Below are 12,216 nucleotides of genomic sequence, written 5' to 3'. Positions count from 1 at the left end.
GCTCATCCCCTGCACCTTCATAGGGAACGCGCGTCACCGCCGCCTGAATCCCGCGCATGACCGACACATCCGTCACCGGCCAGTCGCTGGCATAGGCCACCGGCGCCCCGTGATCCTTCAGCGTCTTCCACAGATAGGCATCGCGCCAGCGCGCCTTGTGAAAGACATGATCCATCGTCGACATCGGGAAATCCATCACACCCGGCGGGTGCGGCGGCTGCACGCTGGCCGTGATCCCCAGTGACCCAAGTCGCGGCACATCGGCGCGGTCGATCAACTCGATATGCTCGATCCGGTGGCGCATGTCGCGCAAGCCGTTCGCCCGCCCCGCCGCCTCGTACCCGTCAATGGTCTGGCGCACCGCCGCATCGCCGATGGCATGCACCGCGATCTGCAGGCCCCGCCGGTCGATCTCGGTGCAGATCTCTTTGAACCGCTTCGCCTCGAACAGCGGATCGGCGCGATGCCCCGGCACGCCCGGATAATCCTGCAGCATATAGGCCGTCCGGCTGTCCACCACCCCGTCCATGAACATCTTCACGAACCCCGACCGCACCCAATCGCCATCGAATTCCGCCGTCATGGCACTGGCACGCTCCAGTTCCGACAACTCCATATGCGGCTTCATGTGGAAGGGCACGCGCACCCGCGCCGTAAGCCGCCCCTGCTCCTCCAGCGCGGCCAGCAGCGCGCAGGTATAGCGGTTGCCGTCCATGTTCACCATCGTGGTGATCCCATGCGCCGCGCAATGCGCCAGTCCAGCCGCCACCTTGTCCAGATCGGCGGCAAAGGTCGCCGCATCCGGCCAGGGCTCCGGCTCGCCCCCCGTGGCGATGCCAAGCTGCAGATGCGCCTCCCCCCCCAGCGCCAGCACCGGACCGAAGGCCTCGAACTCCCGCAACTCGCCCGTGGCCGTGCCATCCGGCCCCATCACCACCTCATGCCCATGCGGCATCTGCGCGCCATGCAGCAGCCCCGCCTTCTCCAAGGCAACGGTATTCGCCCAGACCGTGTGGTGATCCGGCGCCATCATCGCGATGGGCCGGTCCGCAATCACCCTGTCCAGATCATGCCGCGTCACAGGCGCGCCCAAAATCTCATAGGCTGCCCCCTGCGCCATCAAAAGCGCCCTGTCCGCGTTCCGCGCGGCATATCCGAGAAAAGCGTCCCGCAGTGCCTCGAAGCCCATCACCCCGCCGATCTGCAACTGCACAAGCTCCGCCCCGCCCAGCACCAGATGCAGGTGGCTCTCCACGAATCCGGGCAGCAGCGTCCGCCCCCCCGCATCCACGACCCGCGTCCGCGCCCCCGCCAGCGCGGCCACCTCCGGCCCGCCAACCGCCGCGATCCGCCCCGCCCGCACAGCCACCGCCTGCGCGAAGGGCCGCCCCGCATCCATCGTGATCACCCGCGCATTCGTCACGATCAGATCGACTTCCATCCCTATCCCCATCTTCGTCTTGGTGAAAAATACCCTGGGGGGAGCGTCGCCGAAGGCGGCGCGGGGGGCAAGGCCCCCTACGCCCTCTGCGCCACTCGCTCCGCCATCACGCAAAGCAGTTCGAACATCAGCGAAATGCCCAGCCATGCGGTGCCGCCCGACGGGTCGAAGGGCGGGCTCACCTCCACAAGATCCGCCCCCACCACATCGAGGCCTCGCAACCCCCGCACCACTTCCAACGCCTGCCACGAATTCGGCCCGCCCACCTCGGGCGTCCCCGTTCCGGGCGCAAAGGTCGGATCGACGAAATCGATGTCATAGGTCACATAAACCGGCCCCGCCCCCACGATCTCGCGCGCCTCGGCCATCACATCCTCGACGCCCCGCCGGTGGAACTCGCCGATGGGAATGATGCGGATGCCGTTGGCCGCGGCGAAATCCCAATCCTCGCGCCCATAGGCCGTGCCGCGAATGCCGATCAGGACATAGCGCTTCGAATCGATCAGCCCCTCCTCCACCGCGCGGCGGAAGGGGGTGCCGTGATTGTAGCGGCTGGTCCCGAAATAGATGTCGTTCAGGTCGGTATGGCTGTCGAACTGCACCATCCCCACGGGCCGCGCCTTGGCCACCGCCCGCAGGATGGGCAGCGAACAGAGATGATCCCCGCCCCCCGTCAGCGGCAGGATGCCCGCAGCCACCACCCGATCATAGAACGCCTCCATCCGCGCAAGGCTGTCCATCAGATCGCCCGGATTGGGCGCCACATCCCCAAGGTCGGCACAGCGCGCCAGCTCGAACGGCGCCACCCATGTCGCCCCGTTCTGCGCCCGGATCATGGTGGACAGGTCGCGCAACTGCCGCGGCCCGTGCCGGGGACCGGGACGGTTCGTCGTCCCCCCGTCCCATGGCGCGCCGATCAGCCCGATCTGCACCTCTGCAAGCCGTGGATCGTCCAGCCCGACATGCGGCAGCCGCATGAAAGTCGGGATGCCTGCGAATCGCGGCAGGTCGAACCCTGAGACAGGCCTGAAAAACCCCTGATCCGCCATCGCAGCCCCCTTAGATCCCGGCCGATTCCCTCGTCCATCCAATCGCCCGCGGCGCGCCTTGTCAGGTCAGGAACCGACATCACGGAAAATCGCAGCCATCCGCACGGCAGAATTCCAGCACCAGCCGCGCCCGCACCGCCTCCGCTCTTGACCGCCGCGCCCGCTTCCCCCCTTATCGGCCTGACATTCGGAGGACCAGATGTTCAGCAAGACCGACCCCGCCCCGCCGCCCGCCGCCACTCCGGCCCGCGCCCCGAATCCCAATGCCGGGAAATCGGTCCTCGCCTCCGACCTGCGCATCAGCGGCGACATCACCTCCACCGGCTCGGTCGAGGTCTTCGGCGAGATCGACGGAAACCTCACCGCGCGCAACCTGCTGATCGGCACCGAAGGCAGCGTCAAGGGCACCCTCTCGGCCGAGACGATCGAGGTGAAGGGCACGCTCGATGGGCGCGTCTCCACCCAATCCTTCACCCTGCGCGGCAGCGCGAAGGTCGAGGCGGACGTGAACTACACCTCGCTCGTCATCGAATCCGGTGCCCAGATCGAAGGCCGCTTCACGCGCCCTAAGACCTGACAGAACAGCAGTCATGCCCCTTCCCTCGGCCCCCATACGGGGGCCGTTTGCATTCCGCGCGGAGTTCAGGCCGTGCCCCCCGGCGGAATCGAATAGGTCATCGAGGCCCGCGCCACCGGTTCCGCCACCCCTTCCGAGAACAGCAGCGTATCCCCCACCGCCAGCACCCGGCCCAGCTTCAACAGCCGCGCTTCCGCCAGCACATCCCGGCCCGCCGCAGGCTTCCGCATGAAATCCATCGATGCATTGGTCGTCACCGCCAGCGCGACAGGACCCAACCGGCTCAGGATCGCAAGGTAAAGCGCCACATCCGCCAGACCGAACATCGCCGGTCCCGAAACGGTCCCTCCGGGACGCAGATGCCTCTCTGCCACTCTCAACCGCAGCGTCACGCCGCCTGCATCCGCCCGATCCACCGCGAAATCTCCCGCGACCTGCCCGAAATCCCGTGCAAGGAACCCGGTCAACGCGTCGCGGTCCATCTTCAGCTCCATGCGCTTCCCTCTCCCTCTCCATCCGCCTATCGTCATAACCAGCCAAAGGGGGGATGCAATGACCGAAGACCTGATCCAGCGCCATGACGAAGGCCGCATCGCCACGCTCACCCTCAATGCCCCCCACAGCCTGAACGCCCTGTCAGTCGCCATGATTTCCCGGCTGACCGAGGAACTCGACCGGCTCTCGGCCGACCGCAGCACCCGCGTCGTCATCCTGCGCGGCGCAGGCCGCGCCTTCTGCGCGGGCCACGACCTGAAGGAAATGCAGGCCGCACGCTCCGCGCCGGACAAGGGCGCCGCGTTCTTCCGCATCCTCTTCGACGCCTGCGCCGCCATGATGCAGCGTCTCCCCGCCCTGCCCCAGCCCGTGATCGCCGAGGTCCACGGCATCGCCACCGCCGCCGGGTGCCAACTCGCCGCCTCCTGCGACATGGTGGTGGCGGCCGAGGATGCCCGCTTCGGCGTCAACGGCGTCAACATCGGCCTCTTCTGCTCCACCCCGATGGTCGCACTCACCCGAAAGGTCCCTCCCGCCGTGGCCTTCGAGATGCTGACCACCGGCGACTTCCTCCCCGCCCCTCGTGCCCGCGAGGTTGGCCTCGTCAACCGTGTGGCCCCGTCTGACAGCCTGTCGCAGGAAACACGGAAACTTGCCGAAACAGTTGCCAGCAAACTCACCGCAGCCGTCCATATCGGCAAGCGCAGCTTCTACGACCAGCAGGGCCTCTCCCTGGCCGAGGCCTACCGCCTGACCGGTGATCGCATGACCGAGAACATGCTCTGGCGCGACACCGAGGAAGGCATCGCCGCCTTCCTCGAGAAACGGAAACCCGACTGGTCCTGACCAACACGATTTTCTGCGAAAATCGTGGCGCAGGATCCTTCTCTCGAAGGATCCTGCGCAAAATTCTTCGCAGAAGAATTTTCCACCAAGATCAGCAGGCCGCGGCGATCCGCGTGGTTAACGACCGGAAAAGGCACCGTGCGTATGTACAGTTTGCGGTACGGAATACGGCACAGGCAGCGGCCCCTGTCCGAACGCCAAATCCCAAAGATTAATCCAGCCTCGTCAACGCCTTGCCGCAAGCGCCCCGCAGGCCCCAAGCGCAAACAGAAACCCCACCCCGATCATCACCCAAACCCCACCCACCGCTTCCAGACCCGTTCCGATCAGCGGTGCCACAGCCATAGCAGCCAACCCCGGAATGGCCATCATCCCCGCCACCGCACCATAGCGCTCCTGCCCGAAGGTCTCGGCCAGCAGCACGGGCCGCAGGATCGTGATGATCCCCATCGCCGCCCCCTGAAAGGCTGCAAAGCCCACGGCAGCCATCGGCCATCCCACTGCCAGCACAAGGAAAACGGGCGCTACCACCAGCGCCCCCACCGTCACCCAAGACGCCACCCGCGTCGAAAACCGCGCCCCCGCCCCCGCAAGGGCCAAACGCCCCAGCACCTGTGCAGGTCCGATGACCGCCGCAGCAAGGATCGCTAGATCCACCGGCACAGCCAGCGTTTCCAACATCGGCCGGATATGGTTCACCAGCATCCAGTGGTTCAGATTTATCAGCGAAAACAACGCAGCCAGCAGCACAAACCCTGGCATCCGCAGCACGTCGGCCCAGCGCAGCCGCGCCACGCCGCGATGCTCCACCGCCTCCGTTCCCCGCGCCAGAACTCGCGCCCCCCAGACCTGCAAGGGCAACATCACCCCAAGGACGACCGCCACCGCCACCCAGACCGACGCCCGCCATCCCCAACCCTCCGCCAGCCACGCCCCCGCAGGAAAGGCCAGCGTCGACGCAAGCCCCGCCACCAGCGTCACGCGGGTGATCGCCCCCCGCGCCTCCGTGCCGAAGCGCCGGATCATCATCCCAAAACAGACGTCATAAAGACAAAGCGCCTGAGCGAGCCCCAGAACCCCCCAGGCCAGGAACCAGACTGCCTCCCCCGCTGAAATGGCCAGCAAAAGAAGGCCCACGGCCCCGATCACCGGCCCTGCCGCCATCATCGCGACGGCCTGCCCGCGATCCACCGCCCGACCGACCGCAGGCGCGACCCCCGCCGAAACGAAGGTCGCCAAAAGCGGACCTGCCGCGATCACCCCGTCGCTAAGCGCCGTCTCCCGCTGCCAATAGATCAACAGCGCCGCGAAGATATAGAAAAAACAGGCATATCCAAGCGCCTGCGTCAGGGCGAGCATCCAGACCGCCCGCCCCGCACCCCGCTCAAAGGTCATAGATCGCCGCGAACTTCGCCTCGATGTAATCCAGAAGCGGCCCCTCCGACGGCTCGAACCCGCAGGCATGGGTAATAGTCGCGCGCGGCTCCCGCAACCCGCCATGCCGCTGCACCTTCTCGCGCAGCCACGCCGTGGCGGGCGAAGCGTCGCCCCGCGCCAGATCCTCGTCCAGATCGGGCACATCCACCCGCAGCGCACGGTGCAGGCAGCCTGCGTAAACATTTCCCAAGGTATAGGTGGGGAAATACCCGAACAGGCCCACCGACCAATGCACATCCTGCAACATGCCATGCGACGGACGATCCACCACGACGCCGAAATCGGCGGCAAAGCGGTCATTCCAAGCGGCCTCAAGATCGCGCACCGCCAGATCGCCCCTGATCAACGCGCGCTCAAGGTCAAAGCGCATCATCACATGCAGGTTGTAATGCACCTCATCCGCTTCAGTCCGGATATACCCCGGCTGAACCCGATTCACCGCCGCATGGAAGGCATCCGCATCGTCAACACCAAATTCACCAAACCTCTCGCGCATCTGCCCGAACATCCAGCCGGTGAAGGCGCGGCTCCGCCCAAGCTGGTTTTCATAGATGCGGCTCTGGCTCTCATGGACACCCATCGAAACGCCCGATCCCAATGGCGTCAGGCGATAATCCCCATCAATGCCCAACTCATAGCAGGCATGACCAACCTCGTGGATTGTCGAGTAAAAACAATTGAATGGCTCGCTTTCCACCACCCGCGTCGTGATCCGCGCATCATCACCCGACCCGGACGAAAACGGATGCACCGCCAGATCCAACCGCCCCCGGTTCCAGTCATAGCCAAAGGCCGTGGCCAGATCGCGGGCGAACCGCATCTGCCCCTCCTGCCCGAAATGGCCTGACAATCCAACAGGTTGCCGCGCCGCCCCAAGCACCTTCTCGCGCAGCGCCACCAGCCTCGGCCGCATCCGCCCGAACATCGCGCCAATAGTTTCCGCCGTGGCCCCCGGCTCGTAATCGTCGATCAGCGCGTCATAGGGATCGCCCCCCGCCGCCAGCGCCGCGCCCTCTTCCTGCCGCAGCCGGATCACCTCCGCCAGCACCGGCAGGAACCCCGGCACATCCTCCTTCGCCCGCGCTTCGGCCCAGATGCCCTGCGCCATGGATGTCACCCGCGCAATCTCTTGCGCAAGCGAGGCCGGAACCTTCACCGCCCGCTCGTAACTCCTTCGGATCAAACGCAATTGCGCCGCGGCCACATCATCCGCCGCACGCGCCTGCCCCAACCAGTCCGCAATCCGCGGATCGGTGCGCCGCGCATGCAACACCCCCTCCATCGCCGCCATCTCTTCGGACCGCTGCTCGGCGGCACCACGGGGCATCACCGTCTCCTGATCCCACCCCAACCGACCGGCCACCTGCGCCAACGCCTCCGTCTCGCGCTGGAAGGCCATCAGATCATCATAGGCACTCATGCCGTCCCCTCCCGGATCGAACCCGCCACCGGATACCCCGCCAGATGCCGCGCCCGGATGATCAGCACCCAAAGGATCACCGCCCCCACCTGATGGGTGATCGCCACATGGACATGCGCCGCCGTCAGCACCGCCGCGATCCCCAGCGCCATCTGCGCCACCATCATCGCCATCACGGCGTGAAATGCCCCCCGTGTCGCCCCATGCGCCGACTTGCGGCCCCGCAGCCAGACGACCACACCGAACGCAAACAGCAGATAGCCGCTCATCCGGTGCATGAACTGCACCAGCCCCGGATTCTCAAAGAAAGCATGCCACACGGGCAGACTTCCCCCGTTCCCATCCGGCACGTAGAAGGCATCCGCCGGAAAGAACTGCCCATTCATGTCCGGCCAAGTCGGAAAGGCCCGTCCCGCATCGATCCCTGCAACCAAGGCCCCCAGCAGGATCTGCAAAAAGGCGAAATGCATCAACCCCGTGGACATGGAGAAAAGCTTGCCCTCTCGCCCCCGCCGCGCCTGAATCAACTCGGCCTCCGACCGGCCCAACAGGAACACATACCACGCGATCAACCCAAGGATCACGAAGGCCAGCCCCAGATGCGTCGCCAACCGATAGGACGCCACATCCAGCATCGTCCCCGTCAGCCCCGAAGACACCATCCACCACCCGATGGCCCCCTGCACACCGCCCAGCACGCCAAGCCCGAACAGCCGTCCCGTCCACCCCGCCGGTATCTGCCTTGCGACAAAGAAAGCCAAGAAGCCCACGAACCAGACAAGCCCGATCAACCGACCCAACTGCCGATGACCCCACTCCCACCAGTAGATGACCTTGAATTCCTCAAGACTCATGCCCTTGTTCTGCAACTGATATTCGGGAATGGCCCGATACTTTTCAAACTCTTCCAGCCATGTCGCCTCATCCAAGGGCGGGATTGCCCCGGTCACCGGGCGCCATTCCACGATCGACAATCCGCTATCCGTGAGACGCGTCATCCCCCCCACGGCAATCATCGTGGCGACCAGCAGGAACAGCGTCACCAGCCACAGCCGAATTCCCCGCCGCGCCCCCTGCGCGCGGGCGGCGATCATGCCCCCTTGTGGCGGCGGGGAGGACTTCACCCCCTGCCCCACCTCTTCAAAGATGCTGCGCTTGCCTGCCATGTCGCGGTCTCCCTCGTTCGGCGCGGAGGGTATGCCTCCCCCCCGCCCCCTTCAAGGGGCTGCGGCGAACTGTGCCGCCATCGAATTCCCAAATCCCTCAAAGGCTTGCGCAGCGCCCCTGCCCCTTCATCCGTTCTTCAAATATCCCACGGGGGTCCGGGGGTGTGAAACCCCCGGTCCGACGCCGGCCAAAAGAGACTCACTCCCCCATCTGGCGCAGCTTGAAGGCGATCTGTCGCAGCATCCCGTGGAAGGTCTGCACCTCGGCCCGCGTCAGGCCAAGACGGGCGAACATGTTGCGCATGTTCAGCTTCATATGCGGCGCCTTCTCGGGCGGATAGAAGAACCCCGCCGCCTCCAGCCGCTCCTCGAAATGGTCCGAAAGCCGCTCCACCTCCAGCCGCGTGGCGAATTCGGTCCGTGCCAGCCCCATCACCTCGGGCGCGACCGCCTCCGTCTGCCGCCGCCACTCATAGCCCAGCAAAAGCGCGCATTGCGCAAGGTTCAGGCTGGGGAAATCCGGGTTAACCGGCACCGTCACGATGGCATTGGCAGGCGCGATATCCTCGTTCTCCAGCCCCGCCCGCTCCGGCCCGAACAGCACGCCCACGCGCTTGCCCTCGGCCACCATGGCCCGCGTCATCTCCATCGCCCGCTCCGGCGTGACGACGGGCTTCACCAACTCCCGCCCCCGCGCCGTGGTGGCAAAGACAAAGTCGCAATCCGCAATCGCCTTCGGAATGTCGGGGAATATCCCCGCCATATCCAGCACCCGCCCCGCGCCGGATGCCATCGCCACCGCCTTCGGATTGGGCCAGCCGTCGCGCGGGTCCACGATCCGCATCCGCTCCAGCCCGAAATTCAGCATGGCGCGGGCTGCGGCCCCGATATTCTCGCCCATCTGCGGGCGGACGAGGATGAAGCAGGGCGGAATGATCTCGGTCACGGGCGGCCTCCGGTCGGGTTCCCGCGCCAGATACGCGCGCGCCCCACGCACGACAAGCGCCCACACCCTCGCCTTCCCGCGAAATCTGCGCTATTCCCGCCCAAACCCGATGCCGGAGCGCACGATGGCCGACCAAGACCGCCCGCAGATCTACCTCATCACCCCGCCCGAGCTTGACCTCGACAGCTTCCCCGATGCCCTCGCCGCCGTGCTGGACGCGACCGAAATCGCCTGCCTCCGTATCGCGCTGGCAACGAAGGACGAAGACCGCATCCTGCGCGCCGCCGACGCGATCCGCCACACGGCGCATCAGCGCGACGTCGCCGCGGTGATCGAACGGCATGTACTCTTGGTCGAACGCCTCGGCCTCGACGGCGTCCACCTGACCGACGGCGCGCGCTCGGTCCGCAAGGTCCGCAAGGACCTGCCCGATGCCATCATCGGCGCCCATTGCGGCTCCACGCGGCACGAAGGCATGTCGGCGGGCGAGGCGGGGGCGGATTACGTCTGCTTCGGTCCCGTTGGCGAAACGCCGCTGGGCGACGGGTCGCGGGCCGACTGGGACCTCTTTGAATGGTGGTCCCAGATGATCGAGGTCCCCGTTGTCGCCGAAGGCGCCTTGACCGTGGAACTCGTGGAAAAATTCGGCCCTGTCACCGATTTCTTCGCCGTGGGCGAGGAGATCTGGACGAAGGATGACCCCGCCGCAGCCCTGAAGGCGCTGCTCGCGCCGCTGGGTTAGGTGCGCGATCCACTCCGCGCCCAACACCCAAAGCCAACCCTCGCAACGGCCAAGTCTGGCCCGTGCTATAGGCACTGGCCGCGAAACGCTTGACTAGAGCCTTTCGCGCGTCGTCGCACTCCAAGCCACGTAGGGCGGGGTTCAGCCCGCCACCCTATAGCCGTCCCTCCAAACCCTTCCTCACCTCCGCCTCGCAATGCGCCGCCAGCGCCTTGCGGTCGTTAAAGGCATCGACCGGCACGGGTTCATGGAACACGACCTCCACTTGCCCCTGTCGCTGCTGGGCAAGCACCATCAGCAAATGCCCGGAAAATTCCATATCCCCCCACCAGCCATAGAAGCGCGGATCGCACCCCTCCGGCGCGCGATAGGCAAGCGTGACAGGCTGGATCCACATCACCTCTTCCAACCCATGCGACCAGAACGCGGCGAACAGCGTCGACTTGAACGGCAGCACACGCACGGCATCCGTGCTGGTGCCCTCGGGAAAGAACATCAGGTGATGCCCTGCCCGAAGCCTCGCCTCGAACACCGCCTGTTGCTTCTTCGCCTCGCTTCCCTTGCGTGCAATGAACACCGTCCCCGTTGCTCGCGCCAGCCAGCCAATCGCAGCCCAATGCTCCACCTCGGACTTCGCCACGAAATACCCCCTCTGCGCCGCGTTCAGCGCGAAGATGTCCAACCATGACGCATGATTGGCCACCACCGCTCCGCGCTGCCGCATCACCCTCCCCCGCACGACCAGCGGCATCCGCAGTATGACAAAGACGGACCTGCACACGAATTGCGTGATGTAGGGCGTCCATGGCCGCCTCAGGCCAAAAACCGGCCGTTCCACCAGACGGACCAGCAAGAGCAGGATCAGACAGCCATAGGTCAACCCGCCGAACAGCGCCCCCCGCCACAAGACCCGCAGCCACCCCGCCGGGGTGATCGCGGGCACCTCCATACGCGCCTCTCTCCAGTCATCACCGGGCAGGCTCACCCACGCCCCCGCGTATAGAACCCGCGATGCCGCTCGCTCATCCGTGCGGTGTCCATAACCAGACAGACATCCGTCGTGTTGAAGGCGTGGTCAATCCACGCTCCCTGTCCCACGAAACCGCCCAACCTCAGATAGGCCTTGATCAGTGCAGGTGTCGTGGCCATCGCGGCCTTTCTGTCCAACGCCTCTGGCGGCAGCAGATCCATGCGCTGATACCCCTCTGCCCGCGCCACGACGCGCAGGCAAGGCGGGGCAAGATGATGATGATGCAAATAAGCCAGCGACGGCGTCAGTCGCGCGATGTCGGTGCCATGAAAGCTCGCCACCCCGAACAGGACCTCGATCCCGCGGTCAAGCACATAATCCGCCAATGCATTCCAAAGGTGGAACATACCCGTCCCGCCGCGATGGTCGGGATGCACACAGGAACGCCCCAGTTCCAGCAGCTTGCGCCCGCTTTTCCGGAGCGGGGAGAGGTCATACTCACATTCGGAATAGAACCGCCCGCCTCTCCCCAAGCGGTCGCCCGGCAAAAGGCGATAGACCCCTGCCACATAATCCAGCCCATCCGGATCGCTGCGGTTGTCGATCAGGAGCAGATGCTCGAAAAGGTCGTCGAAACCGTCCCGCTCCAGCCGCGCGGCATGGTCCACCAATGGCCCGTCCGCACCAAGTTCCTCGACAAAAACCCGATAGCGCAGCCTCTGCGCCGCCTGCAGATCACGCGCGTCCCGCGCCAAGCGCAGCGTATAGGCCTGATCCTCGACGATCATGCGGTCAGCCCGCCCCCTGTCCTGTGCCTCAGCCGTTTGGTTCATGTACGTACTGCCTCCCGACGATGCAACTCGGCCACCCGCATTCGAGAATTCAGCAACCGGGGGTTGCATTATTTCACGCGTACCGCATCATGACGTCTGCGCTTTACTTCCCTGTGTCGAATACCAGTGAAAGATCAACATGGCGGCCATCAATCACCACCTTCCCCCGATGCTCGAAATTCACCGTGATCCGCCCGCCGATATTGGATTGCACCTGACCAAGCCCCCAATCCGGCTGTTGCGGATGCCGTACTAGCATTCCCGGCTCCAATAGCGAGTTCATAGCATTCCCTT

At 65.5% G+C, this 12,216-nt stretch carries 13 protein-coding genes (1 of these 13 cut by a window edge); 3 read left to right on the top strand and 10 right to left on the bottom strand.

Annotation, left to right across the window (positions count from 1 at the left end):
- Both TabM4_RS07475 and TabM4_RS07470 read right to left on the bottom strand, forming a co-directional pair.
- On the bottom strand, positions 1-1,441 hold the 5' portion of the coding sequence (locus TabM4_RS07475; RefSeq protein ID WP_434620636.1) for an amidohydrolase. Its footprint begins 221 nt before the window's first position; the window shows 1,441 of its 1,662 coding nt (coding positions 1-1,441); it begins with the start codon at positions 1,439-1,441; the stop codon falls past the left edge of the window.
- A gap of 77 nt (positions 1,442-1,518) precedes the next feature.
- Positions 1,519-2,490: an agmatinase gene (locus tag TabM4_RS07470; RefSeq protein WP_434620633.1), complete on the bottom strand. Its 972-nt coding sequence runs from the start codon at positions 2,488-2,490 to the stop codon at positions 1,519-1,521.
- Positions 2,491-2,689: 199 nt separating this feature from the next.
- On the opposite strand from TabM4_RS07470, the gene TabM4_RS07465 reads away from it, so the two are divergent.
- Positions 2,690-3,067, top strand: coding sequence for a bactofilin family protein (locus TabM4_RS07465; RefSeq protein WP_434620630.1), 378 nt, complete (start codon positions 2,690-2,692; stop codon positions 3,065-3,067).
- Between the two features lie 65 nt (positions 3,068-3,132).
- Here TabM4_RS07465 and TabM4_RS07460 read toward each other — a convergent pair whose 3' ends face one another.
- Complete coding sequence (locus tag TabM4_RS07460) at positions 3,133-3,561, bottom strand: PaaI family thioesterase (RefSeq protein ID WP_434620627.1); 429 nt, start codon at positions 3,559-3,561, stop codon at positions 3,133-3,135.
- Between the two features lie 58 nt (positions 3,562-3,619).
- Between TabM4_RS07460 and TabM4_RS07455 the strand changes: the two genes are divergently transcribed.
- A complete protein-coding gene (locus tag TabM4_RS07455; RefSeq protein ID WP_434620624.1) occupies positions 3,620-4,408 on the top strand; it encodes an enoyl-CoA hydratase in 789 nt (262 codons plus the stop codon).
- Positions 4,409-4,633: 225 nt separating this feature from the next.
- On the opposite strand, the gene TabM4_RS07450 is transcribed toward TabM4_RS07455, so the two are convergent.
- The 4 genes from TabM4_RS07450 to TabM4_RS07435 form a co-directional block, all read right to left on the bottom strand.
- A complete protein-coding gene (locus tag TabM4_RS07450) occupies positions 4,634-5,803 on the bottom strand; it encodes an MFS transporter (protein WP_434620621.1) in 1,170 nt (389 codons plus the stop codon).
- A complete protein-coding gene (locus TabM4_RS07445; protein ID WP_434620618.1) occupies positions 5,793-7,265 on the bottom strand; it encodes a carboxypeptidase M32 in 1,473 nt (490 codons plus the stop codon). Before TabM4_RS07445 ends, TabM4_RS07450 begins: the two co-directional genes overlap by 11 nt.
- Positions 7,262-8,431, bottom strand: coding sequence for a heme A synthase (ctaA, locus tag TabM4_RS07440; protein WP_434620615.1), 1,170 nt, complete (start codon positions 8,429-8,431; stop codon positions 7,262-7,264). The genes TabM4_RS07445 and ctaA overlap by 4 nt, the downstream gene beginning before the upstream one ends.
- Positions 8,432-8,630: 199 nt before the next feature.
- Positions 8,631-9,377 (bottom strand): RNA methyltransferase, encoded by a 747-nt coding sequence (locus TabM4_RS07435; protein ID WP_434620612.1) that lies wholly within the window; start codon positions 9,375-9,377, stop codon positions 8,631-8,633.
- Between the two features lie 124 nt (positions 9,378-9,501).
- On the opposite strand from TabM4_RS07435, the gene TabM4_RS07430 reads away from it, so the two are divergent.
- Complete coding sequence (locus TabM4_RS07430; RefSeq protein WP_434620609.1) at positions 9,502-10,119, top strand: thiamine phosphate synthase; 618 nt, start codon at positions 9,502-9,504, stop codon at positions 10,117-10,119.
- A 154-nt stretch (positions 10,120-10,273) separates the two neighbouring features.
- Here the strand turns inward: TabM4_RS07430 and TabM4_RS07425 are convergent, their stop codons facing one another.
- The 3 genes from TabM4_RS07425 to TabM4_RS07415 all read right to left on the bottom strand — a co-directional run bounded on the left by TabM4_RS07425 (position 10,274) and on the right by TabM4_RS07415 (position 12,205).
- Positions 10,274-11,068, bottom strand: coding sequence for a lysophospholipid acyltransferase family protein (locus TabM4_RS07425; RefSeq protein WP_434621960.1), 795 nt, complete (start codon positions 11,066-11,068; stop codon positions 10,274-10,276).
- A 32-nt stretch (positions 11,069-11,100) separates the two neighbouring features.
- Positions 11,101-11,877: a GNAT family N-acetyltransferase gene (locus tag TabM4_RS07420; RefSeq protein ID WP_434621958.1), complete on the bottom strand. Its 777-nt coding sequence runs from the start codon at positions 11,875-11,877 to the stop codon at positions 11,101-11,103.
- Positions 11,878-12,025: 148 nt separating this feature from the next.
- Entirely contained in the window at positions 12,026-12,205 is a 180-nt protein-coding gene (locus TabM4_RS07415; protein ID WP_434620606.1) for a DUF3553 domain-containing protein, read from the bottom strand.
- Positions 12,206-12,216 lie beyond the last annotated feature (11 nt).

This window comes from Tabrizicola sp. M-4, from assembly GCF_051132405.1.
In the GTDB taxonomy this organism is placed as follows: domain Bacteria; phylum Pseudomonadota; class Alphaproteobacteria; order Rhodobacterales; family Rhodobacteraceae; genus Paragemmobacter.
This window is presented reverse-complemented; position numbering and strand designations above follow the sequence as displayed.

Excerpts from the sequence above, each read along its gene's own strand:
- TabM4_RS07470 (WP_434620633.1), bottom strand. The coding sequence starts at position 2,490 with ATGGCGGATCAGGGGTTTTTCAGGCCTGTCTCAGGGTTCGACCTGCCG.
- TabM4_RS07465 (WP_434620630.1), top strand. The coding sequence starts at position 2,690 with ATGTTCAGCAAGACCGACCCCGCCCCGCCGCCCGCCGCCACTCCGGCC.
- TabM4_RS07460 (WP_434620627.1), bottom strand. The coding sequence starts at position 3,561 with ATGGAGCTGAAGATGGACCGCGACGCGTTGACCGGGTTCCTTGCACGG.
- TabM4_RS07455 (WP_434620624.1), top strand. The coding sequence starts at position 3,620 with ATGACCGAAGACCTGATCCAGCGCCATGACGAAGGCCGCATCGCCACG.
- TabM4_RS07450 (WP_434620621.1), bottom strand. The coding sequence starts at position 5,803 with ATGACCTTTGAGCGGGGTGCGGGGCGGGCGGTCTGGATGCTCGCCCTG.
- TabM4_RS07445 (WP_434620618.1), bottom strand. The coding sequence starts at position 7,265 with ATGAGTGCCTATGATGATCTGATGGCCTTCCAGCGCGAGACGGAGGCG.
- ctaA (WP_434620615.1), bottom strand. The coding sequence starts at position 8,431 with ATGGCAGGCAAGCGCAGCATCTTTGAAGAGGTGGGGCAGGGGGTGAAG.
- TabM4_RS07430 (WP_434620609.1), top strand. The coding sequence starts at position 9,502 with ATGGCCGACCAAGACCGCCCGCAGATCTACCTCATCACCCCGCCCGAG.
- TabM4_RS07425 (WP_434621960.1), bottom strand. The coding sequence starts at position 11,068 with ATGGAGGTGCCCGCGATCACCCCGGCGGGGTGGCTGCGGGTCTTGTGG.
- TabM4_RS07420 (WP_434621958.1), bottom strand. The coding sequence starts at position 11,877 with ATGATCGTCGAGGATCAGGCCTATACGCTGCGCTTGGCGCGGGACGCG.
- TabM4_RS07415 (WP_434620606.1), bottom strand. The coding sequence starts at position 12,205 with ATGAACTCGCTATTGGAGCCGGGAATGCTAGTACGGCATCCGCAACAG.